The organism is Paraburkholderia sp. BCC1876 (genome assembly GCF_902833695.1).
Lineage (GTDB): Bacteria > Pseudomonadota > Gammaproteobacteria > Burkholderiales > Burkholderiaceae > Paraburkholderia.
The window spans coordinates 154,904-180,251 of record NZ_CADFGI010000013.1 but is presented as its reverse complement, the minus strand read 5'-3'; the positions used below and the strand labels follow the sequence as shown (position 1 = coordinate 180,251).

Here is a 25,348-nt window from a genome sequence, read left to right as displayed (position 1 = left end):
ACAATATGGAACCATTTCATTATTCCGGATAGAACCACTTGGACACCGTGATCTTGTCGGATTGGCTCGCCGCGAGGCTCGACCGCACGGCCGCCGAACCGGTCTACAGACAGACCTTGCGACTGATGCAGCAGGCCATTCTCACCGGCCAGTTGCCGCCCGGCACCAAGCTGCCGAGCTCACGCACGCTCGCCGAAGATCTCGGCATTGCACGCAATACGGTGCTGCACGTCTACGATCAGTTGACCGCCGAAGGCTACGTGATCTCGACCACCGGCAGCGGCACCTACGTCGCGGACACGAGGCCGGACACAGCCGCGATGAATGCGCGCAAGCAGCCCGTGGTGGTCATCAGTGTCGACACGCAAGCGAGCCCCGCTGCGGAGCCGCCGCCACCGCCGCCCAAACGCGATCTCGGCGACCTGTCGACGCGGGGGCGTCGGCTGATCGACAAAGCCGGCGTATCCGCCAAGCAATGGGGTGCATTCATGCCGGGCGTGCCCGACGTCGCGGAGTTTCCGGCGCGTACGTGGAGCCGCTTGCAGGCCAGGTTATGGAAAGAGGCCAATCCCGATCTGCTCACCTACGCACCGGGCGGCGGTTATCGGCCATTGCGGCGTGCGCTGTCCGACTACCTGCGCGTGGCGCGGTCGGTGAATTGCACGCCCGATCAGATCATCATCACCACGGGTATTCACCAATCGATCGATCTGGCGGTGCGTTTATTGACCGACGTCGGCGATCGCGCGTGGGTCGAGGAGCCCTGTTATTGGGGCGCGCGCAGCGTGCTGCAATCGTCGGGGATCACGCTGGTGCCGGTGCCCGTGGACGCCGAAGGTCTGAATCCGCGCGAACAGGATCTGCAACAGCCGCCGCGCCTCGCGCTCGTCACGCCATCGCATCAATATCCGCTCGGTATGGTGATGAGCCTCGCGCGCCGCCGCACGCTGCTCGAATACGCGCGTCAGCACAACGTCTGGATCATCGAGGACGACTACGACAGCGAGTTCCGCTACGGCAGCCGGCCGCTCGCATCGCTGCAAGGACTCGACGAGGCCGGGCAGGTGATCTACGTGGGCAGCCTCGGGAAGATGCTGTTTCCCGGCTTGCGGATCGGCTACATGATCGCGCCGGAGCATCTGGTGGAGACGTTCCGGACCGGCGTCGCGGAGTTGTACCGCGAGGGGCAGTTGATGCAGCAGGCGGTGATGACAGACTTCATTATGGACGGCCATCTCACGTCGCACGTTCGGCGCATGCGTGCGTTGTACGGCGAGCGCAGGCAGATTCTGATCGACGCGATCACCGCGCGCTTCGGCAGCGAACTGCCGGTCATGGGCGACGAGGCCGGTCTGCATCTGGTGCTCGGTTTGCCGGATCACGCGAACGATCGCGCGGTGACCGCCGCCGCTTACGATGCCGGCGTGATCGTGCGTCCGCTCGCGAGCTACTACAGCAGCGATACGCCCGCGCGGCGCGGTTTGCTGCTGGGCTATGCGTGCGTGCCGAACGAGAAGATCGGCCCCGCGTTCGACACGCTCGCGCGTGTGATCGAGCAGACCGCGTTGAAGAAGCCGACGCGCGCCGCCTGATTGCGCGGCGCGTGGTTTTGCGCGGCTTCACGTGGCTTCACGCGCCCGTGCTGCACGCCACGTTCGCCGCCCCGATAACGTTACTTCAAGCCAAAGTCGACCCGTGTGGTCGCGCCTTTGTCCTTGATACCGTCGGCGTTCAGCTTCGGCGCAACGATAAACACGCGGCTGCTGTCGATCTTGCCGTCCAGATACTGCTGCACGCTCTGCGCCCGCTGCTGCGCGAGCTGACGCAGGCTGGCGTCGTCGATCGGCGCGTTGGCGGCAATCGCGCTCTTCATTTCATCGTTCGGCAGGCTCTTGGTCAGGCCGACAAAATTGCGCGGCTTCTTGAAGTCGGCGGACTTGTAGGCCTGGGTCAAATACTTGTCGTAATCCTTTGGATCGACCGTGACCGTCGACAGATCGACGCTCTCACCATTGCCCACCACGTCCTTGATCTTCTGCTGCTTGACCAGACGGTCCACGTATTGCGTGCGCAACGCGGGTTCGTCGACAGCCGGGTCGACGCGGCCGATCAGGTCCATCTTGATCGACGTCTTGTCGGCCAGTGCCTTGACGATCGTGTCGAGCTTCTTGTTGTCGGCGTCCGTGAGTTTCGCGGAGCCCGGCTCGAATTCGACATAGCCCAATTCCTCGCCGCTGCCGCCGAACGCGTTGGCGATCAGCGAGAACGGCGCGGTCACCGCCTTCTGCAGCAGATTGAGCACCGCATGCCAGATCAGGCCGCCAATGCTGAACTCCGGATTCGACAACGAGCCCGAGACCGGCAGGTTCACGTCGATTTCACCGCGCGAATTCTTCAGCAGCGAGATCGCGAGACGCACCGGCAACTTGGTCGCCGTATCGTTCTGCACGTGGTCGCCGAACGTGAGCTGATCGATGAACAGGTGATTGTTCGCGTTCAACTGATCGTTAGCGAGCTGGTAGTGCAGATCGACGTTCAGCTTGCCCTTGGTGATCGGATAGCCGGCATACTTCGCCGAATATGGCGTGAGGTTGGTCAGCTCGATATCGTGCGCGCTCGCCGTCAGATCGAGCGCCGGTTTCTCGATCAGCGGATTGACCGTCCCGCGAATCGATAGCGGACCGTTGGCCGCCAGTTTTGCGGCGACGTCGACCGGCGCGGCCGTCGTGGATTGCGTCCCGAACGCGCCGATCGTGCCTGTAATGCCGACCAGATTCGCCGTGAAATTCGGCTTGATGAAATTGTCCGTATAGGTCACGCGGCCTTGCTGCAGCACCAGTTGACCGAAGTGCAGCTTGACGGGACTCTGCGGCGGCGTAGCGGCCGTCACGGTAGCGGGTGTGGCGGGTGTAGTCGACGAAACCGGCGCCGGTGCTGCCGCCACCGCAGGCGCTTGCGGTGTCAGCGGCACCGGTTCGGCGCCGCTCTTGTCGCGCGTCAGCGATTGGGGCGCGCCGCTTTCATGCGCGACCACATCCTTGAGGTTGAGCTTGCCTTGCGCGTCGAGCAGCACGCGTCCGTAGAACTTCGTGAACGTGACTTTGCCCGCGTCCACTTCCGTGCCGCGCTCGTCGTAATCGGCTTTGAGGTTGGTCAGCGCGAGCGAGCCCCAGCCCGCGAACGGGTCGGAGGTCGCCTTGTCGAGCATCCGCACGTCGACCAGCGCCATGTCGCCGTGATAGTTCGCCTTCAACGACTTCGTCTGGCTCAGCGCCAGTTCGCCGTTCGCGTTGAGCAACGCGCTCGCGATCACCGCATTGAGCTTGCTGCCGAAGTACGGTTCGAACGCCGCCGCGTCGAGCCGGTTCGCGTTCACCTTGACCGCGACCTTGAGCGGCGTGGCCGTGACGTCGCCCTTCACGCCGAGCGTGCCCTTCTTGTTCAACGTGGCCTGTAGGTCGATCGGCAGCGGACGGCTCAGGTCGTCGCTGATCTGCTGCACCTTGAGTTGCAATGGCGTGATGCTCAGGCGCACCGGTTGCGGCGTGGTGTTGTCGGTGAAATTGGCGGTCGCGTCTTTCAGGTTCAGTTCGCCGATCTTGTAGTGCCACGCGGGCCCTTGCGCCTGCGCCTTCTTGACCGCGTGAATCGCCGTGCGCTGCTGCTCGACTTCATGCGGACCGGCCAGCGACGTGAGATTGATGCTGCCGTCTTTCAGGCGTTGCGCGTCGACCGAGAGACCGGTCGTCTCGACGCTCGTGATGTCGGCGGTGCGTGCCGCCACGTCAACCTGCTTGACCGTCACGTGCGCCTGCGCGAGCGCGATGAGCGGTTGCTTGCTGCCGCGCGCCGCCAGCTTCAGCGATTGCAGATCGAGCTGCGTGTCGGCGACCATCACAGCGACCGGCTCCTTCGACCAGTTCGCGCCGATATTCACCGTGGCGGACAGCGCGCCGTCGGTCACTTGCGCGGCGGTTGCGGTGTCGATATAGGGCTGCAGCAGCGGCAGCTTCAGCGACTTGAGATCGAGCTTCGCGCTCGCGGTCTTCGCGACGAGGCCGAACGCGCCTGCCGCGCCGAGCGAACCGGCGCCGTCCTTGAAATCGGTATTCAGCGTGTAATGCGCCGGCGCGGTGGCGAGTGTCGAGAAATCGGTCAGCGCCACAGCCAGTTTTTGCAGACCGACGTCGACGGGCCGCGAAGCCGCTTCGTCGTGAACATTCACGGTGCCGTCATTCAGCACGAAGCGTTTGATCGCCAGATCCAGCGGCGGAGCCGCAGCCGTTTCCGTCGCGGCGGCGCCAGATGCGGCGGCCGGTGCGCTAGCAGTTCTGGCCGCCGATGCAGCAGCCGATGCCGTCGCCGGTGCGGACGCAGCGGCCGTGTCAGACGCCACCGGCGCCGGCGCGAACATGTGCTCGACACTCAACACGCCGTCTTTATCGCGCGCCAGATCGGCGCTCGGCGCGTCGATGCGGATCTCGTCGAAGTGATAGAGGCTCTTCAACGGCTCGAGCGTCGCGGCGGCCACATGCACGGCGTGGGCCGCGAAGAACGGCGCCTTGCTTTGATCCCGCACGTCCACGTCGTTCATATCGACGGTGCCGGCTACGCGCAGCGAAGGCGCGTCGTTCGAAATCACGAAGTTGAGCTTGAGGTCGGTGGACAGCTTGCCGGACTGCACGATCACCGGCAGTTTGGTCGGCACATACGACATGAGCCGCGGCACATCGAGCCCGTCGAAGCGCAGCGACACTTCCGATTCACGCGACGTGGCGAACGGCTTGGTCTTGCCGTCGATCGCCAGCGGACTACCGTCGATCCGCGCGCGCAGCAACGGCTCGACGAAGATGTCGGTTTTCGAAGGCAACGTGGCGATAAACGGAATGCCGAGCTTCCATTGATCGATCACATGAGTCACGCCGAGCAGCTTGTCGTCAAACGTGATCTGGCCGTTTTCGAGGCGAATGTTCGACACGGAGAACAGCGTCGGCTTGCTGTCGGGTTTGGCCGGCTGTTTCGAGAACTTCTCGATCAGATCGGTGAAATTGAAACGCTGCGCGTCATAACGAACAATATGAAAACGCGGCGAATCGAGTTGCACTTCGTCGACGATCGGCGCCGCGCGAAACAGCGAACTCCACGACGCCTGCACGATAAGCCGCGAAATATCGACGAAATCACCCGCGCCGTCTTTATCGCCGATATGCACGCGGTCGGCTTCGAGTCGCAGCGTATAGGGATTCAGCGCAATCCGGCCGATGGTGGCCGGACGATCGAGCTGCTTGCTGAGTTGTTGCTCGGCGATATGGCGAATCAGCGGCGGCGCCGCGAAGAAGCCCAGCAGACCGAACAATACGACGAAGATCAGCAGACCGGTCAGGACACGCCGGGTGCGGCGCGACTGCGCGACGTCGCGCACGGTCTGCATGGAGGAGGCTAATGATGCTTTGTTGAGGCTTGCCATGCTCGGTCTTGGGTAGTGCGGCGGCAAGCCCGCCGCGAAAACGAAAATCCCGCAAGCGGCAGTATAAGTCGTGAATCAGGGATGGGATAGAAATGTAAGCCGGGGCTTACACAATCGCTGACGCTATTAAAAGTTTATGCCCGCCGTTGTAAAACGGCGGGCATAAATTAATCGATGCATCAAGCGCGCGCGACTGTCATATCAGCGACGCATTTCACTGACGCACGACCGCCGGCGGTTGCCAGCTACCGTCGGTGGCTTGCGGCTTCGGCGCATACAAACGCAGCACCAGTTGCAGATCGGCGCGCGGCGCCGGCAACCAGTTGCCGCTCTTGCTACGCGCCGACGAGACGGTCACGTCGAGCGAACCGTCGCGATTGCGGCGTGCGCCGTTACGATCGCCGACCGCCAGACGGGCCGGCGCGCTTTCACCCAATGCACCGTCTTTTGTGTAGGCGGTGATCGACCAGAAACCTCGCACCGGCGGCAACTGGTTCGGCGCAAAGTGAATCACGTAGCGATTGGCGCCGTTCAGCGCGTGGCCGTCGCTGTCTTGCGTGACGACCGCGCGCACTTCGTCGTCTTTCGTGCCGATGCCCGGTTGCATGGACGCGGCATAAGCGCGCAACGCGTAGTCGGGACCGTAATTGCCGACGCCGTCGCCGAACCAGTTCCAGCCGTTGCCGTTCAGGAGATTGCTCGGCGCCGTGACAACCCGCTCATGACCTTCGGTGAGGCCGGCGGCAATCGCATCGGCCGCCTTCGGCAGCTTGACCGGCTCGCCCGGCGTGACGCCCAGGTCGGTGAGGAATTTCAGTGCGTGCGGATCGGCCGGAGTCGGCGGATTGTCGGGCAAGGCTTGCGCGAGTCGCGTGAAAAAGCCGTTGGCGTCGAGCGCGGCGACTTGCGCGGCCGGTGTGCCGGATGCGCTTGCGGCCGCGTCGGCGGCATTGCTGCGCGGCGGCGTAATGGTCGCCGTGCGTGTGTCGCCCACATAGGCGCTAAGCGGCGCGACGCGAATGGCGCGCTGCAACTTGCGGACCGCCGTCAGGTCGCGCGTGCCGTTCGACTGAATCCGCACGCTCACCCACGCGTTGCGGGTCGGCACGTCGACGCGCTTCACGCCCTTGGGCAGATCGCCCTGCCAACCCGGGCCGACAAAGGCAATCGTTTGCGATTTGATGCCGGCCGCGCGGGTGGTGAATTGCGCACTAGTCGACCAGACGACGTTGGTCCACATATCCAGCACGCGGGCATCGACGTAACGGCCATGCGAATCGGGCAGCGAAACGATCACCGGCTCGCTGCCGACGTCCAGCCAGCCGGTCGAGTCGAGCGTGTCGAGGCTCGGCTGCGGCGGGTTCGACGCGCCGACCGGCGGCAACGCCTGCGCGTGGCGCAGCGTATTGAGCGGCGCCTGGCCCGGATCGGTGCCGACCGCCGCGTCGCGCGCGACGCCCATCAGCACCAGCGGGTAGCCGAATACGTACGAGTCGGCGACTTCGTCCTTGATCCAGCCCGTGGGTTTCTGCGTCGCGGCAGGCGGCGACGCGCAACCGGCCAGAAATGCGAGGCCTGCGAACGATGCGCAGGTCCAGTGAAGCGAAAACAGTTCTCGGCGATTTTTTATCATTCGTTCAGGTGGCGGAACGTGCGGTCCTAAGGGAGACGTCGGCGCGCAGCGAGATCTGCTTTGGCGGGGTCTCCCCAAACCCCGCGCAGCCAGTCCGCCGTGCGCGATGCCGACAACACCGGGTTGTATCGTATCCTTGCTCACCAGGCAAGCGCAAAGGTATGAATAGCGCGTTGTCATGCACACGCCATGTGCGATTGCGTCAAATTCGGCCTGTTTTACGCTGTCTGCCGGGTCGCACGTGTCGAAGTCTGGCGGTGTTTTCGCCCATGTGGATCCGGAGTGGTTTATGTACATGCCCGCGCATTTCGAAGAGAACCGACCCGAGGTGCTGCATCGCCTGATTGGCGAGCAGCCGCTCGGCGCGCTGATTACGAACGGGCCCAATGGGCTCGATGCGAATCATGTGCCGTTCGAACTGGACGTCGCTCCCGCTGGCGGCGCCATCCTGCGGGCGCATGTCGCCCGGGCCAATCCGGTCTGGCAGGAAGTGGCCAGCCATCCCGACGCGCTCGTCATTTTCCAGGGGCCGACGGCCTATATTTCGCCGAACTGGTATCCGAGCAAGCACGACGCGCATCGGCAGGTGCCGACTTACAACTACATGGTCGTGCATGCGCACGGCCGGATCGTCGTACGCGACGACGAAACGTTCGTCCGCGGTCTGGTCGCGCGTCTGACGCGCAAGATGGAAGCCGGCGAGCCGGTGCCGTGGAAGATGGGCGACGCGCCCGCCGACTTTATCGCGCAGATGCTCGGCGCGATCGTCGGGATCGAAATCGAAGTGACGCGGCTGGTCGGCAAATGGAAACTCGGCCAGAACAAGGCCGCCGCCGACCGCCGCGGCGCGGCCGAAACGCTGCTGGCGCGTTCCAGCGATGAACAGCAGGCAGTCGGGCAAGCCATGCTGGATGCACCGCCGGCGTTTTGAGCGGCGACTTTCGGCCGCACCGCGCAAACCGTCCTTGACCTTCCCATCATGGGAAGGAAGATACTGGGTTCATTACGCGGCCCCCTGCCGCCATGAGCCTTGCCTACCATGACCGAACTCGCCAATCCGCAGCGCCCCACGGACACCGCCGTCTTTCCAGCCCGAACCGCCGAACTCGACATTGGCGGGATGACCTGCGCATCATGCGCCACGCGTGTCGAGAAAGCGCTGGCCAAAGTGCCGGGCGTCACGCGCGCGTCCGTGAATCTCGCCACGGAAAAAGCGCGTATCGAGAGCGACGCCAGCGTCGAACCCGACACGCTCGCCAATGCCGTGCGCAAAGCGGGCTACGAAGCGACGCTGGTGCCGTCCGAGGATGCCGCGCCTTCGGACGCCGCGTTGGCCATTCGGCCGCCGCAAGCCACGGAACTGGCGATCGGCGGCATGACCTGCGCTTCCTGCGCAATGCGGGTCGAGAAAGCACTGGCGAAGATGGCGGGCGTGACGGGCGCGTCGGTGAATCTGGCCACCGAAACGGCCACCGTCAGCCTGAGCGGCGCTGAGTCCGACCCAGCCGCGGAGGCACTGATCGCGGCCGTCAAGAAAGCCGGCTACGAGGCCACCTTGATCGCGCCGCCGGAAGCGCCGTCTTTTGCAACCGAGGCAGGCCAGGCTAGCAGTCTGGATCACGGCGATCACGGCCATCACGCAGCCCCTGCCGCCTCCACCACCGCCGCCGACCGCAAACGCGACCAAAGCCGCCGCGAACTGGCCGCCGTCCTCGTTTCCGCCGTGCTGACCCTGCCGCTCGTCGTGCCAATGGTCGCCGAATGGTTCGGCGTGCAAGCCATGCTGTCGCCGTGGCTGCAGTTCGCGCTCGCGTCGATCGTGCAATTCGTGTTCGGCGCGCGCTTCTATCGCGCCGCCTTTCGCGCCGTGCGCGCCGGCGCGGGCAATATGGATTTGCTGGTGGCGCTCGGCACATCGGCCGCGTATGGCATCAGCGTCTACGAACTGGCAACGCATCCGGGCGACATGATGCATCTGTATTTCGAAGCGTCGGCGGTCGTGATTACGCTGGTGCGCTTCGGCAAGTGGCTCGAAGCACGCGCCAAGCGCCAGACCACGGACGCGATCCGCGCGCTCAACGCCCTGCGCCCCGACCGCGCGCGCATTCGCGTCGGCGCCGACGAGCGCGAGGTGCCGCTCGCGCAAGTGCGGGTCGGCACGGTCGTGATCGTGCGTCCCGGCGAACGCGTGCCGGTGGACGGCGCGGTGCTCGAAGGCCGCACGCACATTGACGAATCGCTGATTACGGGCGAAAGCCTGCCGGTACCGAAACAGGCCGCCGACAAAGTCACGGCCGGCTCGATCAACGGCGAAGGCGCGATTGCCGTGACCACCACCGCGATCGGCGCGGAAACCACGCTCGCGCGAATCATCCGCTTGGTGGAAAGCGCGCAGGCCGAAAAAGCGCCGATCCAGCGGCTGGTGGACCGGGTCAGCGAAATCTTCGTGCCGGCGATTCTGGCGATTGCCGCGCTCACGCTGGTGGGCTGGCTGATCGCGGGCGCGGGCGGCGAGACCGCCATCCTGAACGCGGTCGCCGTGCTGGTGATCGCCTGCCCGTGCGCGCTGGGGCTCGCTACGCCGGCCGCCATCATGGCCGGCACCGGCGTCGCCGCGCGGCACGGCGTGCTGATCAAAGACGCCGAAGCGCTGGAAACCGCGCATCGCGTGACGATCGTCGCGTTCGATAAAACCGGCACGCTGACGCTAGGCCAACCGTCGGTGACGGCGTTCGAGCCGATCGGCGAGATCGGCCATGACGAAGCGTTAGCGCTGGCCGCAGCGGTGCAGCGGCATAGCGATCACCCGCTGGCGCGGGCGGTGATCAAGGCGTATGAGGCGGTGTCGGCAAGCCGACCCAACGCAAGTACAGCAAGTACGGCAATAACGGCGAGCGCCGTGGCGGGTCGTGGCGTCGAAGCGGATGTCGACGGCCGCACCTTGGCGCTGGGCAGCACGCGCTGGCTTACCGAACTCGGCATCGCGTTACCGCCGGCGTTGACGGAACGCGCCCATGAACTCGAAGCCGCCGGCAACACGGTCTCCTGGCTGATGCAGCGCGACGAGCAGGCCCCCGCGGCGCTCGCCCTGATCGCTTTCGGCGACACCGTCAAACCGACGGCGCGCGCGGCCATCGAGCGGCTGGCCGGGATGGGCATCAAAAGCGTGCTTGTAACGGGCGACAACCGTGGCAGTGCCGCCAGTGTCGCCAAAGCGCTGGGCATCGACGAATTCCACGCCGAAGTCCTGCCCGACGACAAGGCCCGCGTGATCCGCGACCTGAAAATCCGCAGTGCCGGCATCGTGGCGATGGCGGGTGACGGCATCAACGACGCCCCCGCGCTGGCCGCCGCCGACATCGGCATCGCCATGGCGACCGGCACCGACGTCGCCATGCACGCGGCCGGCATCACGCTGATGCGCGGCGATCCGGCGCTGGTGGCCGACGCGATCGACATTTCGCGCAAGACCTGGCGCAAGATCCAGCAGAACCTGTTCTGGGCGTTCGTCTACAACCTGATCGGGGTTCCGCTGGCCGCGTTCGGCTTGCTGAACCCGATGCTGGCCGGCGCGGCGATGGCGTTTTCGAGCGTCAGCGTTGTTACTAACGCGCTGTTGCTGCGCACCTGGCGCGGTGCACCTGGATCTGCGGGATCTGCGGGACGCTGACCGCAAAACGCGCCGGTCGTCCCTCGGACACCTCATCGATTACGCAAAGCTTTCAAAAACCCTAAAGAAAGCGGACGGCATTGCCGTTAACCCTGACATCAACGCGCGGACCCCGCTTAGGCAGGGCCCGCGCTTTCGCTTGTCCTCCTCACTGCGTAATCGTCAATGGAATTCCTCTCTTTGCGCCGCGCCAGCGTCGGCGCCCGGCTTGCCGTTCTCTCGTGCGTACTGGTGGCGCTGATATTCGCCGCCTTCACCTGGGCGCTCACCCGCACGGCCGGCAAACAGGTCAGCGATCAGGTGCTCGACCGTATCGCCGATCGGGACCGCTCGATCGCCGCGATGATCACGCTGTTCGACAAGGCGCTGTCAGCCGAAGTCGACCGCTCGATGTCGCTGTTCGCGAGCTTCCTGCCACCCGGCTATACGCTCGACGACACCCAGAAAGTCGACATTGGCGGCGTCGCGACCCCGACCATCAAAGCCGGCGACAAGGTCCTCAACATGGACTTCACGATCCCCGACCAGTTTCTCGAACGCAGCGGCGCCGTGGCCACCGTGTTCGCGCGCAGCGGCGATGACTTCGTGCGCGTGACGACGTCGCTGAAGAAACAGGACGGTTCGCGCGCCATCGGCACGTTGCTCGACCGCAAAGCGCCGGCGTATGCGCTGATCCTGGCGAACAAGTCCTATACGGGACTCGCCGCGCTGTTCGGCAAACGTTTGATCACGCAATACCGGCCGATCACCGACGCAACCGGCCGCGTGATCGGCGCGCTGTTCGTCGGCGTGAACGTGGACAAACAGATCCAGTCGGTCGAAGACGATATCCGCAACCTGAAGATCGGCGACAGCGGTTACTACTTCGTGCTGAACGCGTCGAAGGGCGCGGATCGCGGCAAACTGATCGTGCATCCGGCCGCGGCCGGCCAGAGCGCGGACAACGCGAACGCGCCGTATCAGCAGATGCTCGACATGAAGGAAGGCCAGCTCGAGTACCGTTCGGCCGACGCCACGCTCGGCGAGCGCGACGCACGCGACAAGTTCGTCTCGTTCGTCACGGTGCCGGAATGGCAATGGCTGGTCGGCGGCGTCGCGCCGCGTGACGAAGTGATGGCCGACGTCACCGCGACCCGCAACACGTTCCTGGCGCTCGGCTTCGTGCTGGTCGGCGCGTTCGCGGTGGTCTTCCTGATCGCGGTGCGGCGCATGGTGAGCCGTCCGCTCGCCGAAGCAGCAAAGGCGTCCGAACGCTTCGCCTCAGGCGATCTGAGTGTGCGCGTAGCCCAGGGCGGCAACGCCCGCGCCGACGAAATCGGCCGTCTGATGCAATCGATCGACGGCATCGGCGAAGGGCTCGCGCGCATCGTTTCGCAAGTACGCAACGCGTCGGCGGGTATGTCGCAGGGCACGGAAAAGATCGCCACCGGCAGCGGCAATATCGCCGCGCGGATCGCCACCCAGGCGAGCAGCCTCGAAGAAACGGCGGCCAGCATGGAGCAGATCACCTCGACCGTGCAGCAGAACGCCGACCACGCGGCGCAAGCCAACACGCTCGTTACGCGCGCGGCCGAGGCGGCGCTCGAAGGCGGCCGCGCCGTGGAACGCGTGGTGTCGACCATGGGCGAGATCAGCCGCTCGTCGCAGAAAATCGCCGAGATCACCACGGTGATCGAAGGCATCGCGTTCCAGACCAATATCCTCGCGTTGAACGCCGCCGTGGAAGCCGCGCGGGCGGGCGAGCACGGCAAGGGCTTCGCGGTGGTGGCGTCGGAAGTGCGCGCGCTGGCGCAACGCAGCGCGGCCTCGGTGAAGGAGATCGAGAGTTTGATTGCGACTTCAGCGGCGACCGTGCGCGGCGGGTTCAAGATCGCCGAGGAAGCCAGCTCGACGATGCAGGGCATCGTCCAACAAGTCGGCCAGGTGCGCGCGATCATGGGCGAAATCAGCGTCGCGTCGCGCGAGCAATCGGGTGGCATCGAGCAGGTCAATCTCGCCGTGACGCAGATCGGCGAGGCGACCCAGCAGAATGCGACGATCGTCGGCGAAGCGGAACTCGCGGCGGCCGAATTGCGCGATCAGGCCGCGCGGCTTGCGCAGGTGGTGAGTGTGTTCAAGCTGGAAAGCGGACGCGATTGAGCACTAGAGGTCGTTAAAACTCGACGTCCAGTTCGTCGATCTCTTCCACTTCCTGCTGCGCGTCGGCAATCCACGCCTGCATCTCGGGCAGCGCCATGATCCGCTGCCCGTAGTCGACGATCTCCGGATCGAGCTTGACGTCGTAAGTCACGAAGCGCGTCACGACGGGCGCGTACATCGCGTCCGCCGCGCTGCGCTCGCCGAACAGAAACGGGCCGCCATACTGCTTCAGGCAGTCGCTCCAGATCGTCACGATCCGGTCGATATCCGACTGCGCGCGCGCCCACACCTTGAAGCCCGGAAAATGCGCTTTCAGGTTCATCGGCAGCGCCGAGCGCAGCGAACCGAAACCCGAATGCATCTCGCCGCAAATCGAACGGCAATGCGCACGCGCGCGAATGTCTTTCGGCAACAGCGCCGCTTCCGGTTTCAACTCGTTCAGATACTCCGCGATAGCCAGTGTGTCCCACACCTTGATGCCGTCGTGAACGAGGCACGGCACCAGAATCGACGGCGACAGCAGCAGCAATTCGGCGCGCGCCGCGGGGTCGTCGATCGGCATCACGATCTCGTCGAACGGCAGACCGCTGAAGCGCGTCAGCAGCCAGCCGCGCAACGACCACGACGAATAGTTCTTGCTGCTGATGGTGAGCGTGGTATTCGCCATACGATTCTCCTCCAGATGACGCGTTCGGCTGGCGCTTGACGCGCTGTATGCACGTTGCCGTGCGCGCGCGCACCAAAGCGCGGCAATTTCGGCCCGTTGCCCTGAACAGCGCAAATGCTATGCCAATGTGCAGCGGCGGTTGCACGTGTGCGCTTGCATGATTGGCACATGACTTGCCTCTATGTGGGTTCCATCCTCTTCAGCACTCGTGCGAAGGTTATGAACCTGTTCGCATATCCCACATACCAGGCCTTCGCCGACATGATGCTGCCGATGCGGCATAGCGCGGCCCTGATGATTCATTCGCTCGACGCATGGCCCGCGTTCGGTGAAACGCCGCACGGACGTTCGATGCGAGCGGCCTGCGAGTTGGTGACGCTAGCCGGGCTGACTCCCGTGCGGCCGCCGTTCGGCATTGACAGTGTGGTGACGGAAGGCAAACCGGTGGCGATCGTCGAAGAGGTTGCCGCGCACACGCCGTTCTGTTCGCTGCTGCATTTCCGCAAGGACACCACGCTCTCGACGCCGCAACCGCGCGTGCTGGTGATCGCGCCGATGTCGGGCCACTTCGCGACGCTGTTGCGCGGCACCGTGCGCACCATGCTGGCCGAACACGACGTCTATATCACCGACTGGCACAACCCGCGCGATGTGCCGCTGAGCGAAGGCCGCTTCGGCTTCGACGAATACGTGCAGCACGTGATCGACTTTACGGAGACGATCGGCCCCGGCGCGCATCTGCTGGCGGTGTGCCAGCCGACCGTTGCCGCGCTGTCGGCGGTCGCGCTGATGGCCACCGACGATCATCCCGCGCAGCCGGCCAGCATGACGCTGATGGCCGGTCCGCTCGATACGCGCATCAACCCGACGCGCGTCAACGAGCTGGCCAAAAGCAAACCGCTCGAATGGTTCGAGAAGAACCTGATCAGCGCGGTGCCGTTCGGTTTCGCGGGCGCGCAGCGGCGCGTGTATCCGGGCTTCATGCAGTTGACCGCGTTCATGTCGATGAATCTCGGCCGTCATCTCGACTCGTTCGAGACGATGTATTACGAGCGCGCGAAAGGCGATCCAACGAAGGCCGACACGATTCACACCTTCTACGAAGAGTATTTCGCGACGATGGACCTCACCGCCGATTTCTATCTGGAGACCGTCGATACGGTTTTTCAGCGGCATGCGTTGCCGTTGCATGAGCTCAAGGTGGCGGGACGTCTCGTGGAGCCGTCGAAGATTCGTCGCACCGCGTTGCTGACCGTTGAGGGGGAAAAGGACGATATCTGCGCGGTCGGGCAAACGCTCGCCGCGCAGGATATGTGCGACAAGTTACGGCCTTATCTGAAGACGCATCATGTGCAGACCGGCGTGGGGCATTACGGCGTGTTCAACGGGCATCGCTGGGAGCGGCAGATTTATCCGCGCGTGCGGGCCGTGATCTACGACAACGAGCCGCGCGCGGTGCTGGTGAGTTCGAAGGCGCGAACGATTCAGCCGGTGTCAGTGCCGGCGGCCACAGCGGCCGAGGTGACGGCGGCGGCGCCGGTTGCGGCGGCTGTGGTGGATGTGTCGGTGGCGGCCGGCCGCCGCGTGGGCGGCGGCGGCTCGGCTTAACTTAAAGCTAAAACGTCGCGGCTTAAGCCGCGACGCTCTTCCATGGCTTGACGGCCGGCACCTCGCACGGACCGTCGGCGTCGATCGATTTGAAATCCGCCGGCGACACGATCTCGATGTACTCCATATCCTCCGAGTAATCGAACAGATAGTGGACGATGCCCGGCGCCTGATGCACGCAATCGCCGGCGGCGACGAGCGTCTCCTTGTCGCCGTACATGAAGCGCGCCCAGCCCTTCAGCATGATCACAATGTGGAAATCGGCCTCATGACGGTGCCAGCCGGTGCCTTGCTCTGGTGCGTGATTCGCCTTGACGAGTTGCGCGAGGACCTTGCCGCCGGTCGCCTGTGCAATGCCTAAATCGCGGTAGAGAAAAAAGTCGCGAAGACCCTGATCCTCGTAGGACGTGTCTTGCGGACGGATGTGGCTGAACTGCGTGGCGAATTCGGTGGACATGATCGCGCTCCTGGAGAGTGAGCCGGCAGTTGAAAACGACGCGTTGGAGCGTCGGTTGCAAGCATCAAGCGGGCCAGTTTGCGCGGATGGGTTTGCGTTGGGTTGAGGCGATGGGGTGAGCGCCGCGCTTTTTGCTTTTGACTTTCGATGTGCTGCGCGGCGCGGTCTGCGTGAAAACGCTTTGGCGGTTTTATGCGGTCGGGCGGAACATCTGGAACATGTCGCCGATTTCCGCGTAGTCCGCGCGATAGCCCGCGCGCATGATCGGCTGCGCGGCGTGCGTGTCGAACAGACCGTCTTTCAGATAAGCCTCGTTGATGTGAACACCGACCACCTGGCCGAGCGACAGATAGTTGTCCATCGGCGTGCCGTCGAGCGTATGCAGACGCACCACTTGCAGCAACTTGCATTCGAGCGCGGCCGGCGATTCGGCGACGTGCGGCACGCTCACATTGCGGCCCGGCGCGGCAGTGAGCCCAGCGAGTTCGAACTCGTCGATATGCGGCGCGACCGGAGCGGATGAGCGGTTCATCTGTTCGGCGAGCGGTTTGCTCGCGAGGTTCCAGACGAACTCGCCGGTGGCTTCGATATTGGCGATGCTGTCTTTGCGGCCTTCGCTGCAGAAACCGATGATCGGCGGGAAGGTGGCGAACGCGCCGAAGAAGCTGTACGGGGCGAGGTTCAGGGTGCCTTCTGTGTCGCGTGAAGCGATCCAGCCGATCAGGCGCGGCGCGACGATGGCTTTGAACGGGTCGTGCGGGAGGCCGTGGCCGGTGGCAGGGTTGTAGAAGTAGTGGGACATGGGTTGGGCTGGAGGTTTTGCGGGGGCGCGGAGGAGTATTTATACCGCAGAGTCTTTGAGGCTGCTGGGAGCGGCGCGGGCGAGCAGCCCTGCTGGCGCCTTGCATTTAACAGTCTATGGGCTGTTAAATAAAAATACAGCCTATAGACTGTTTATATTAATAACAGCTTTTAAGCTGTATTTGTGTGATACAGTTTAAAGCCTGTATGAGATCGAAGATAATCCCATGGATTACGCTATCAAAACGCTAGCTCAGCTCCGGCCCATTTTGCAGGGCTTTCGCAAGTCCGCGGGACTCACTCAAGCGGCGGTCGCGGACCTATTAGGCATCACCCAGCAAAGCTACGCGCAACTGGAGGCCAATCCTGCCGCGGCCAGCGTTGAACGCATTTTTAAGGTCATGCGTCTGCTCAATGTCGATCTGCGGCTGAGTCAAACGTTAGCCGCAGCGAGCGGCGAATCTGCGTCGGTTGCCACACCGAAACGTCAACGGTCCGCCCCTGCGGTCAAGAAGGTACGGCCAGTCACGGCCAAAAAGAAAAAGGAAAACTGGTAATCATGGCGCGGCGCGCTCAGACGCAACGACTCGACATCTGGATGAACGGTATCGCCGTCGGCTATTGGGAAAAAGCGCGTGACGGGGAGCGTTTGAGTTATTTCGACACGTGGATCAGCGATGAACAAGGGCGACCGCTGTCTTTGTCGATGCCATTCACGCCCGGCAATCAGCCTTATCGGGGCAACCTGGTGAGCGCCTTCTTCGACAATCTGCTCCCCGATAGCGACGCCATTCGGCGGCGGCTAGCTCAGCGACACCGTACAGGCAGCACGAATGCGTTCGATCTGCTGGTCGCGCTTGGCCGCGATTGCGTCGGCGCAATCCAGTTACTGCCCGCGGACGAAAGCCCCACCGATCTCTACAACATTTCCGGCGCGCCGCTCTCCGAACCGGAGATCGCACAGCTTTTGCGCAATGCAACCGCTGCGGCCCCACTCGGCCAATACGATGATGGTGCGGATCTGCGCTTATCGATTGCAGGCGCACAGGAGAAAACCGCATTGCTTCGCCGTGACGGGGAATGGATCTATCCGACAGGTAGCACGCCGACCACGCATATCTTCAAGCTCCCGCTCGGGCTGGTTGGGAATATGCAAGCGGACATGCGCACATCGATTGAGAACGAGTGGTTGTGCGCCAGAATCGTCGCGGCTTATGGACTGCCTGTGGCGAATTGCGAGGTGGCGACATTCGAGGATCAGAAAGCACTCGTTGTCGAACGCTTTGATCGAAGACTGTCGAGCGACGCTCGCTGGATCGTTCGTCTTCCGCAGGAGGACATGTGCCAGGCTACCGGGCGACCGTCGCATCTGAAGTATCAGGCCGATGGCGGCCCTGGCATCGCCGAGATCATGGACGTATTGCTCGGTTCAGAGAATGCGGATCAGGATCGGCTGCAATTCTTCAAGACTCAACTGGTGTTCTGGCTACTCGCGGCGACCGACGGGCACGCGAAGAACTTCAGCATTTTTCATTTGCCGGGCGGGCGGTATCGGTCCACGCCGCTTTACGATGTTCTTTCCGCGCATCCGATCATCGGTTCGGGAAGGAATCAGATTGCCCGTCAGAAGGCCAAGATGGCAATGGCGGTTCGTGGCAGCACAAATCACTATCTGATCGACCGGATTCAACATCGGCATTGGATTGAGCAGGCTCGGCAAGTTGGGTTGGGGAGAGTGGCTGCGCAGGAGATCATCGAGGAAGTGGTTGATGCGACTGATGGGGTGATCAGTGCGGTGAACGCGCAAGTGCCCCCGGACTTTCCGGGCGGACTGGCGGAATCGATTCTGAAGGGGATTGGAAAGCAGCGGGACAGGTTGCGGGCGGCGGGGGCTCGGTAGTTGCGAAGCTTGTTCCACCCTCGATTGTCAACTTTGCAATCGGAGAGCGGAAACGAGACGCCATACCTGGCTTCCACCGCAGTCAAATTTCCATTGAGGTCCGTTACGTCGTCGTGGTCGGCGACGCCACCCACCCGCCGACCATTTACCGCGGCACTACCCGCGACTAATCAACCGCTTGCGCCCCGCCTTAACGTGCGCCAAATGCGCCTCGTCCCACTCATAAAACCCCGCGCCGCTGCGCACACCGACTCGGCCGGCGTCCACCTGTTGCCGCAGCAGATCCAGCACGTCTTCGTCTTTGGCCAGCTCCGGCATCAGATGCGAGGCGATATCGAGGAACGTGTCGAGCCCACCCATATCCGCGCCCTCCAGTGGCCCGACGATTCCCCAACGTCGGCCGAGCGACGCCTTCATCACGCGATCGACCACATCCGCCGTGGCCGCGCCTGAACGGACGATATTCAACGCCTCGCGCAACACCGCGAACTGCAAGCGATTGCCGACAAAACCCGGAATCGCCTTCGCCAGCACCACCGGCTCCATGCCGATCGCGCTCATCAACGCGGCGGTCTGCTGCGTCACGTCCGGCGCGGTCGCGGTGCCCGGCACGACTTCGACCAACGGAATCATGTGCGGCGGATTCCAGAAATGCGCGATCAGAAAGCGCTCTTTCGCCCGCAATGGCGCGACCAGCTGATCGGGCGGAAAACCGCTCGTGTTGCTCGCAAGAATCGCGTCGCTTGCCAGCAAAGGAGCCAGCGCCGCATACAGCCGATGCTTCAGTTCGAGCACCTCGGGAATGGCCTCGATCACGAATTGCGCCGATGCCATCACGTCGAGTTGCGCATGCGTCTCGATGCGCGCGAGCGCCGCCTGTTTAGCGGCCGAATCGATACGCCCGGCGTCGATCAGTTCGTCGAGCACCGCTTCCGCTTTCGGCGCCACGCTCGCGAGACGCGCCGGATCGACGTCGTGAACGATCGTCCTGTGTCCATGCAACGCGCTTTGCGTCGCAATGCCGACGCCCATCAATCCCGTGCCGACTACCCCTATCACTGCCTTCATCACATCCTTCTCCACGCCGCTCTCCCGCTACCGTCGATGAAAGCTTTGAAGCATAGCGCAGCGCGTCCGTTCGCCGCCCCGAACGCAACAAAGCCGGTCTTCCGCGAGGAAGGACCGGCTTTGTCGATTTCGCGCCGCGTCTGCGGCGCTGTCACGCGCCCGTTGCTAGCACATTAATAACGCGGGGGCGGCGGACGATGGTCGTCGTGGTGATGCGGATCGAAGTCGTGCGGATGATGACGCATCCAGTCGTCGTGCGCCCAGTAACGATGGCCGTCGTAGTAACGATCGCCGTGCCAGCCGATGTTGATCGACACGCCCACCGGCATCATGTGCGGCTGACCGTAGACCACCGGGCCCGGGCCGCCCTCGACCACGACCCGCTCCTGCGCAAAAGCGCTGCCGGCTGCCAGCAATGCGCCGCCGGCCAGAAGAGTCGCAATAATCGAACGCGATGTCTTGTTAAAGGTTTTCATAGTGACCTCCCATCAAAGTTTGGTATCAAGCCAGCGTCCGTGTGCGGTCAACCGCGACCTGAGGTTTCAGGCTCCAACCAGACGCCGTACGCTTGAGACCAACTTTAGCGGCGCAAACCGCATGAAGACGTGAGGACTTGTAAGCGCACATTTCAATGAAAGGGACCGATGAAAGGGTCGCGATTTCGCGTGGGACTCCCACCTGCAAAGCCATGCGCGACGAATCGTGCAGGCGACGCGTCAGCAGACTGTCAGCCCCCGTTACATTCATTTCGGCGCAGAAATATTCGGTGACGCAGGCAAGCCGCTGCGGCGTCGCTCCAAAAAACAAAAGCCACGGTACGCGTTTCGCGAACAGTGGCTCTAAAGATGCAGCGCACTCGAAGTGCGCGCCCGCGCGCCGTAATCCGCGCTCAGGCTGGTACGACCTGATTCTCTTAGTCGCTCAGCTTGACGCCGAACAACGTGGACTGTGCACGGCGCACGCGGTCCGCTTCGCGGCTGCGCGCTTCGTACGAGTAGTCCGAATCCAGCGGCAGATGGGGCGACGCGAAGAGGTCGCTGACCTTTTGGAACAAAGCAAAAATGAAGCTCATGGCGACTCCCGGTTGATACTGCATTGACTAGGGTTTTCCCTTAAGAATGATTATAGGGTTTTCCCTAGGCAAAATCTAGTGCGATGCAGCATTTTTTCGGGTGTGGTGCGTTGTCACCTATCTGATTGGCATGGTGCGTCGCATCATGACAACGTCCCTTTTTTTGAGATTTGGGGGCAAAGGGCAGAGGCAAAACCAGACCAAGCTGTCGAAACGGCCCGCGCCGCGACCAATGAAACGTTGGCGCGGCGCGGTGTTCGTTCAGTCTCAGTTTCAGTTTCAGTGCGAGTTGGAGGCTTTCGGCTTGTGCGCGTGCTGCGCGCGCGCAGCACGCTTGCTGTGCGGCGGTGTAGCGGCAGCTTGCTGAGGCGTGGTGGACGCGGCCGCAGCGGCGGCATTGGCATTCGCCGCAGCTGCGTCGGCCATCGCCATGTGCGTATCGAGCAGGCTGGTCATGGCCGCCTGCTGGTTCTGCATCAACTGTTCGATGCGATGCTGTTGGGCGGTGGTTTCGCGCGTCAGGCGCATCAACAGCAAAGTCTGCGTAATGCCGATGGCCACAGTCACCAGCAAGGCGCCCACCACGATCGGCAGCAGCCATTTCATGCGACGCGAGTGATCGCTTGCCGCGCGGCGCTGATCGGCGATCACGCCGTATAGCGCATCGACGGTATCGGCGAAGGCGGTCGCTCGTGCGCGATCGAGCTCCGGCGCGGCGCGCAGCGCAGCTGCGGCAGCTTCGGCGCGGCGCGCTTCCCGCCAGGGCTCGGCGAACGCGGCGTTGGCGGAGCCAGCGACGGTCAGCGACGGATTGACGCCTGGTTTCGGCCCGGCGGACGCTGCAACCGATTGTGGTGTGAGTCGATCGCTTGGCTCGTTCGACTCGTTCGACTCGTTCGCGCCGATGGTCGCGGCGGCATTCGTGTCGGTGGTTTTGCCCGTGTTCGCGCCGGCAGTGGCGCCGATGTCCGTGCCTGCAACCACGCCCGTGTTCGCATCTGCCGCGACGCCGTCGCTCGCGCGCATGGTCGCATCGGAAGCTGCGCTCGCGGCGCGAGTGTTCGCATCAGCGGCCACACCCGCCGCACGTTCCACGTCCCGCGAAGCCGTCGTCGCCTTGGCAAACGTCGCAGCGAATCGCGGCGGCGTCTTCACGCCACCAGAGGTCGATGCCGTCGCCGAATCATCCATCGACGTGGCACCCGTCGCACTCGCCTGGCGCAGCGCGGTCACGCTGCGCGCCACCGTCGCCGCCGCCATCGCAGGCGTCAGCGGCGTCGCCGTATCGCGCGCCGATGTCGACGTCGACGTCGCCAACTTCTCATCCGCGGCAGTCCGCTCCTTCGGCGTCACGTCCCCGAACGCCAGATCAGCCGCCGACGAACTCGCCGCGTCCCAAGGCTCCATATCCAGCCCGCTCAACACCGCGTTGACCGGCGTCGGCTCGTCGGCCTTCGCGGCGCGCGGCGCACGACGCGCCGACCGCGCGTCCGGCAGCGCGCCGTCGCCGGCATCGATCACGCCGACCGCGGCCAACACCACATCGGGTAATTCGAAACCATGCAGCGTGCCTTGCCGGACGTCGATATTCATCGCTTCCAGCGTCGCGCGGGTGGGATCGTCGGGGAACAGGTCAAGCGTGCTGTCGTCGCGGGCGGCATCGCTCAGTTGCGCGAGCCGTTGTGCCGAGCGCGCGGCGCGCGCCAGCTTGTTTTCGGTTTCGGTCGAGACGGTGGCCTGGCGTCGCTTCTTCGAAGCGGCGCGCGAAGGCCGGGACTGCGTGGATGCTACGGAATCTGCCATAGAGAAAAAAGCGGTCGTCGCCGGAAAGCGGGCGCCGAGCACCGCTCGTCAATGCCGTTGGAATTTTTGAGACCGCATTGTCGCATGGCCGCCCGCCCCAGCCGAAGCCATTCGCCGACGATTTTCGGCTTTTTAAGACGACGCCTCGTCCTGCCGGAACTGCTTGACGCCGTGCAGTTGGCGCAAGCGCGCGCAGATCGCCTCGTATTCCACATTCGACACCCGATGCAGCGTGATCATGACCTCGTCGCACTCGGGCGCGTCGTCGCTTTGCTGCATCACGAACTGCTTGACGCGCGGGCTCGCGGCGCCCAGTTCGTCGTGCAGCGAATGGAACGTCATGGCGCCGCGCTCGACGATCATCGTCAGTTGGCGCCGTTGTTTGACCGTGATGAAACGGCGCTCGAGCGGCTTGATGCCCGCGAGGATGATCAGAATGATGATGGTCGCCGCGATCGACGCCGTGTACAGCCCGCCGCCGACCGCCAACCCGATCGCCGCGACCGACCACAAGCTCGCCGCCGTGGTCAACCCGCGCACGATCTCGCCGCGCAACAGGATCGAGCCCGCGCCGAGAAAGCCAATGCCCGACACCACCTGAGCGGCCATCCGCGAAGGATCGAGTACGACGTGATCGCCAGTGAGCACTTCGGCAAACCCATAGGCCGACACGATCATGATGAGCGTCGACCCGACGCAGACCAGCATGTGCGTACGCAGCCCGGCGGCCCATGAAAGTCGTTCACGCTCAAAGCCGATCACGCTGCCGAGCGCAGCGGCGAGCACCAGACGCAAGATGAGTTCGAGATTCCCCAACATGATTTTTCCTCCTTATCGGAAATATTTGGAGTGATGTCAGCTCCTGGGTCGCAGTGCCAAACGCGACCCGTTTGCTTTATCCTAAGCCGCACGTTGCGGCGGCCGCCGTCGTGCGGAACGGAGTGGAGTGCGTCGACCGAGGCCATGCCGATTTCGAACCGCAGATCAGGAAACCGGGTAGCATCCGCGCTCACCCGCCGGTTTGCCGGCCGCCACGCCGCCGCAGTGCGTCGCACTGCGTCGCATTCCAGACAGTGGCCGGAGTCCGCAGACGCTTCGACATACCGTGTTTGACCAACCGAACGACTATGCAGAGCATGAACCCTTCCGCCGCTTCGACGAGCGCCCTCGCCACCGCGCTACGCGATCACTTCACAAGCGTGGTGCTGCCCCTGTGGCGCGGAGCGGGTTTCAACACCGCGCTGAAACTGCCGTACGAAGCGGTCAGCGCCGAGCATCACCAGCCCATGCCCGCCGAACGCTACCGGGCAATGGCATGCGCGCGACAACTGTTCGTGTTCTCGCAAGCCGGCGACGCGGCTCATGCGCAAGTGCTGTTCGACTCGCTGATGCACACCTTTCAGGACACGCGCCACGGTGGATGGTTCTACAGCGTCGACGCGCAAGGCGCGCCGCTCGACACGACCAAAGACCTGTACACGCACGCGTTCGTCGTGTTCGCCTGCGCCGAATTCGGCCGACGTTCGGGCAATCGTGACGCGCTGGAAGCCGTGCATCGCACGTCGGCGCTGATCCAGTCGAACTTCGCCGCTGAGGGCGATCTGTTCAACGCCGCGCTCACCGCCGACTTCGCAAGCGTGACGGGCACGCCGATCCAGAATCCGCTGATGCATTTGACCGAAGCCTGGCTCGCCGCCCGCGAAGCAACCCGTGACAACGCGTTCGACGCCGCATTGCGACGCCTCGCCAGCGGGATCGCGCGGCACTTCGTCCACGAGCCCACCGGTTGCGTCGCCGAATTGCCGATCGGCACGGCAGAAAACCGCTTGGAACCCGGCCACCAGTTCGAATGGTTCTGGCTGGTCAAGCAGGCGGGAGGGTTGTTCGAAGGTTCGAGTCTTGCCGAAGCGTTGCCGCGCGCGTTCGCGTTTGCGCAGCAAAACGGTGTGGACGAGGAAACCGGCGGCGTGTGCGCCTCGCTCGACGAAGCCGGCGGCATCAAGGACGCCACCCAACGGATCTGGGCTCAAACGGAATATCTGCGTGCGCTCGCGAGTCACGATGACCCGGCGGTGCGCGCCGCGCTGCCACGGCAAATCACGCTGTTCCAGCAACGCTTTCTGCGTCCGCAAGGCTGGTTCGAGTGCAAAACGGCGGCTGGCGACGTGGCGCGCGCCGACATGCCGTCGACCACGCCCTACCACCTCGCCACCGCCTACGACGCGTTGCCGGCCTGAGCGGCGGTTAGCGTCTTGCCGGGCATCGGCCCATGAGCCGACCGCCCGGTCGATCAATACTCTTCGCGTTCCCAAAGACCCCAGCCGCTGTCGGCTGATTTGAAACGCATATAAGTTGCGCTGTGTCCGGTGGGGGTATCCGACGTGTCGCCGAGCGGCTTTTTATCAGTCGTGTGGAGGGCGAAAGCCTGACGGTCTTCGGCATCCACGGTGATGCGACCGATCGGGTCCGGAGCGTCTTCTTGAGGGGATTTAGACTCCAATATCGCCAGATAGGGGGTCAAACGACTCCAGAACGACGTAAGTTCTTCCTGCAAATAATGTGTCAATGTTTTTCCTGGAAGAGTAATACAAACAGTTTACCCTACCGGGCGGAGCCCTCTTAAAAATGCTTTTCAGGCCTCAAAAGGGCCCGAGCGGGGGAATACCCGAATACTGGTTGATTGGCGTCCATCATAAAGACGTGATACAACTCGTACTTCGCGCTCGATCTCACGTTGAGAAATAGCGGTCGCGAATGCAACACACAACATTTATTGGATCAAAAATGGCAACAGGTACTGTGAAGTGGTTTAACGATGCAAAGGGCTTTGGCTTCATCACGCCGGACGACGGCGGCGAAGACCTGTTTGCTCACTTTTCGGAAGTTCAAGGCAGCGGCTTCAAGTCCCTGCAGGAAAACCAGAAAGTGACGTTTGAAGTTAAGCAAGGCCCGAAGGGCAAGCAGGCTGCGAACATCCAGCCGGCCTAAGTACCTTCAGGTACTTGAGGCACCCTTAGGCGCTTGCGTCTGATGCAAAATGGCCCGCTTCGGCGGGCCATTTTC

Annotated in this window: 20 protein-coding genes; 9 read left to right on the top strand and 11 right to left on the bottom strand. The window is 63.5% G+C overall.

What is annotated here, in order from left to right; all coding sequences use genetic code 11:
- Positions 1-38: 38 nt before the first annotated feature.
- Positions 39-1,592, top strand: a complete 1,554-nt coding sequence (locus tag HWY05_RS33130; protein WP_176061003.1) for a PLP-dependent aminotransferase family protein — start codon at positions 39-41, stop codon at positions 1,590-1,592.
- A gap of 80 nt (positions 1,593-1,672) precedes the next feature.
- Here the strand turns inward: HWY05_RS33130 and HWY05_RS33125 are convergent, their stop codons facing one another.
- Both HWY05_RS33125 and HWY05_RS33120 read right to left on the bottom strand, forming a co-directional pair.
- Complete coding sequence (locus tag HWY05_RS33125) at positions 1,673-5,467, bottom strand: DUF748 domain-containing protein (protein ID WP_176061002.1); 3,795 nt, start codon at positions 5,465-5,467, stop codon at positions 1,673-1,675.
- A 214-nt stretch (positions 5,468-5,681) separates the two neighbouring features.
- Positions 5,682-7,100 carry a DUF1254 domain-containing protein gene (locus HWY05_RS33120; protein WP_176061001.1) on the bottom strand — a complete coding sequence of 473 codons (1,419 nt, stop codon included), beginning with the start codon at positions 7,098-7,100 and terminating at the stop codon, positions 5,682-5,684.
- A gap of 289 nt (positions 7,101-7,389) precedes the next feature.
- On the opposite strand from HWY05_RS33120, the gene HWY05_RS33115 reads away from it, so the two are divergent.
- From HWY05_RS33115 to HWY05_RS33105, 3 genes are all read left to right on the top strand, one after another.
- On the top strand, positions 7,390-8,031 hold the full coding sequence (locus tag HWY05_RS33115) for an FMN-binding negative transcriptional regulator (protein WP_035560944.1): 642 nt from the start codon (positions 7,390-7,392) through the stop codon (positions 8,029-8,031).
- 108 nt (positions 8,032-8,139) lie between these two features.
- Complete coding sequence (locus tag HWY05_RS33110; RefSeq protein ID WP_176061000.1) at positions 8,140-10,770, top strand: heavy metal translocating P-type ATPase; 2,631 nt, start codon at positions 8,140-8,142, stop codon at positions 10,768-10,770.
- Positions 10,771-10,935: 165 nt separating this feature from the next.
- On the top strand, positions 10,936-12,909 hold the full coding sequence (locus HWY05_RS33105) for a methyl-accepting chemotaxis protein (RefSeq protein ID WP_176060999.1): 1,974 nt from the start codon (positions 10,936-10,938) through the stop codon (positions 12,907-12,909).
- Positions 12,910-12,922: 13 nt separating this feature from the next.
- On the opposite strand, the gene HWY05_RS33100 is transcribed toward HWY05_RS33105, so the two are convergent.
- Positions 12,923-13,576, bottom strand: a complete 654-nt coding sequence (locus tag HWY05_RS33100) for a glutathione S-transferase family protein (protein WP_035560933.1) — start codon at positions 13,574-13,576, stop codon at positions 12,923-12,925.
- Positions 13,577-13,795: 219 nt separating this feature from the next.
- Here HWY05_RS33100 and phaZ point away from each other — a divergent pair, with 219 nt between their 5' ends.
- Positions 13,796-15,184: a polyhydroxyalkanoate depolymerase gene (gene phaZ / locus HWY05_RS33095; RefSeq protein ID WP_176060998.1), complete on the top strand. Its 1,389-nt coding sequence runs from the start codon at positions 13,796-13,798 to the stop codon at positions 15,182-15,184.
- A gap of 22 nt (positions 15,185-15,206) precedes the next feature.
- Here the strand turns inward: phaZ and HWY05_RS33090 are convergent, their stop codons facing one another.
- Complete coding sequence (locus HWY05_RS33090) at positions 15,207-15,641, bottom strand: cupin domain-containing protein (protein ID WP_035560930.1); 435 nt, start codon at positions 15,639-15,641, stop codon at positions 15,207-15,209.
- A gap of 190 nt (positions 15,642-15,831) precedes the next feature.
- Entirely contained in the window at positions 15,832-16,443 is a 612-nt protein-coding gene (locus HWY05_RS33085) for a flavin reductase family protein (RefSeq protein ID WP_035560928.1), read from the bottom strand.
- 226 nt (positions 16,444-16,669) lie between these two features.
- On the opposite strand from HWY05_RS33085, the gene HWY05_RS33080 reads away from it, so the two are divergent.
- A complete protein-coding gene (locus HWY05_RS33080) occupies positions 16,670-16,999 on the top strand; it encodes a helix-turn-helix transcriptional regulator (protein ID WP_035560925.1) in 330 nt (109 codons plus the stop codon).
- On the top strand, positions 16,999-18,342 hold the full coding sequence (locus HWY05_RS33075; RefSeq protein ID WP_176061024.1) for a type II toxin-antitoxin system HipA family toxin: 1,344 nt from the start codon (positions 16,999-17,001) through the stop codon (positions 18,340-18,342). Before HWY05_RS33080 ends, HWY05_RS33075 begins: the two co-directional genes overlap by 1 nt.
- Before the next feature lie 156 nt (positions 18,343-18,498).
- Here HWY05_RS33075 and HWY05_RS33070 read toward each other — a convergent pair whose 3' ends face one another.
- The 5 genes from HWY05_RS33070 to HWY05_RS33050 all read right to left on the bottom strand — a co-directional run bounded on the left by HWY05_RS33070 (position 18,499) and on the right by HWY05_RS33050 (position 23,104).
- Positions 18,499-19,410 (bottom strand): 3-hydroxyacyl-CoA dehydrogenase family protein, encoded by a 912-nt coding sequence (locus HWY05_RS33070; protein WP_176060997.1) that lies wholly within the window; start codon positions 19,408-19,410, stop codon positions 18,499-18,501.
- Between the two features lie 173 nt (positions 19,411-19,583).
- On the bottom strand, positions 19,584-19,886 hold the full coding sequence (locus tag HWY05_RS33065; RefSeq protein ID WP_035560919.1) for a hypothetical protein: 303 nt from the start codon (positions 19,884-19,886) through the stop codon (positions 19,584-19,586).
- A 437-nt stretch (positions 19,887-20,323) separates the two neighbouring features.
- Complete coding sequence (locus tag HWY05_RS33060) at positions 20,324-20,482, bottom strand: hypothetical protein (protein ID WP_167444630.1); 159 nt, start codon at positions 20,480-20,482, stop codon at positions 20,324-20,326.
- A gap of 279 nt (positions 20,483-20,761) precedes the next feature.
- Positions 20,762-22,285 carry a hypothetical protein gene (locus HWY05_RS33055; protein WP_176060996.1) on the bottom strand — a complete coding sequence of 508 codons (1,524 nt, stop codon included), beginning with the start codon at positions 22,283-22,285 and terminating at the stop codon, positions 20,762-20,764.
- Between the two features lie 132 nt (positions 22,286-22,417).
- A complete protein-coding gene (locus HWY05_RS33050; RefSeq protein ID WP_035560916.1) occupies positions 22,418-23,104 on the bottom strand; it encodes an MgtC/SapB family protein in 687 nt (228 codons plus the stop codon).
- A gap of 308 nt (positions 23,105-23,412) precedes the next feature.
- On the opposite strand from HWY05_RS33050, the gene HWY05_RS33045 reads away from it, so the two are divergent.
- Positions 23,413-24,522 carry an AGE family epimerase/isomerase gene (locus tag HWY05_RS33045; RefSeq protein WP_176060995.1) on the top strand — a complete coding sequence of 370 codons (1,110 nt, stop codon included), beginning with the start codon at positions 23,413-23,415 and terminating at the stop codon, positions 24,520-24,522.
- A gap of 53 nt (positions 24,523-24,575) precedes the next feature.
- Here the strand turns inward: HWY05_RS33045 and HWY05_RS33040 are convergent, their stop codons facing one another.
- On the bottom strand, positions 24,576-24,851 hold the full coding sequence (locus tag HWY05_RS33040; protein ID WP_176060994.1) for a hypothetical protein: 276 nt from the start codon (positions 24,849-24,851) through the stop codon (positions 24,576-24,578).
- A gap of 218 nt (positions 24,852-25,069) precedes the next feature.
- Here HWY05_RS33040 and HWY05_RS33035 point away from each other — a divergent pair, with 218 nt between their 5' ends.
- Positions 25,070-25,273: a cold-shock protein gene (locus HWY05_RS33035; RefSeq protein WP_007178724.1), complete on the top strand. Its 204-nt coding sequence runs from the start codon at positions 25,070-25,072 to the stop codon at positions 25,271-25,273.
- The last annotated feature ends 75 nt before the right edge of the window (positions 25,274-25,348 follow it).

Excerpts from the sequence above, each read along its gene's own strand:
- HWY05_RS33090 (WP_035560930.1), bottom strand. The coding sequence starts at position 15,641 with ATGTCCACCGAATTCGCCACGCAGTTCAGCCACATCCGTCCGCAAGAC.
- HWY05_RS33115 (WP_035560944.1), top strand. The coding sequence starts at position 7,390 with ATGTACATGCCCGCGCATTTCGAAGAGAACCGACCCGAGGTGCTGCAT.
- HWY05_RS33060 (WP_167444630.1), bottom strand. The coding sequence starts at position 20,482 with ATGAGCTTCATTTTTGCTTTGTTCCAAAAGGTCAGCGACCTCTTCGCG.
- HWY05_RS33080 (WP_035560925.1), top strand. The coding sequence starts at position 16,670 with ATGGATTACGCTATCAAAACGCTAGCTCAGCTCCGGCCCATTTTGCAG.
- HWY05_RS33110 (WP_176061000.1), top strand. The coding sequence starts at position 8,140 with ATGACCGAACTCGCCAATCCGCAGCGCCCCACGGACACCGCCGTCTTT.
- HWY05_RS33085 (WP_035560928.1), bottom strand. The coding sequence starts at position 16,443 with ATGTCCCACTACTTCTACAACCCTGCCACCGGCCACGGCCTCCCGCAC.
- HWY05_RS33055 (WP_176060996.1), bottom strand. The coding sequence starts at position 22,285 with ATGGCAGATTCCGTAGCATCCACGCAGTCCCGGCCTTCGCGCGCCGCT.
- HWY05_RS33035 (WP_007178724.1), top strand. The coding sequence starts at position 25,070 with ATGGCAACAGGTACTGTGAAGTGGTTTAACGATGCAAAGGGCTTTGGC.
- HWY05_RS33120 (WP_176061001.1), bottom strand. The coding sequence starts at position 7,100 with ATGATAAAAAATCGCCGAGAACTGTTTTCGCTTCACTGGACCTGCGCA.
- HWY05_RS33100 (WP_035560933.1), bottom strand. The coding sequence starts at position 13,576 with ATGGCGAATACCACGCTCACCATCAGCAGCAAGAACTATTCGTCGTGG.
- HWY05_RS33050 (WP_035560916.1), bottom strand. The coding sequence starts at position 23,104 with ATGTTGGGGAATCTCGAACTCATCTTGCGTCTGGTGCTCGCCGCTGCG.
- HWY05_RS33070 (WP_176060997.1), bottom strand. The coding sequence starts at position 19,410 with ATGAAGGCAGTGATAGGGGTAGTCGGCACGGGATTGATGGGCGTCGGC.
- HWY05_RS33105 (WP_176060999.1), top strand. The coding sequence starts at position 10,936 with ATGGAATTCCTCTCTTTGCGCCGCGCCAGCGTCGGCGCCCGGCTTGCC.
- phaZ (WP_176060998.1), top strand. The coding sequence starts at position 13,796 with ATGAACCTGTTCGCATATCCCACATACCAGGCCTTCGCCGACATGATG.
- HWY05_RS33125 (WP_176061002.1), bottom strand. The coding sequence starts at position 5,467 with ATGGCAAGCCTCAACAAAGCATCATTAGCCTCCTCCATGCAGACCGTG.
- HWY05_RS33065 (WP_035560919.1), bottom strand. The coding sequence starts at position 19,886 with ATGAAAACCTTTAACAAGACATCGCGTTCGATTATTGCGACTCTTCTG.
- HWY05_RS33045 (WP_176060995.1), top strand. The coding sequence starts at position 23,413 with ATGCAGAGCATGAACCCTTCCGCCGCTTCGACGAGCGCCCTCGCCACC.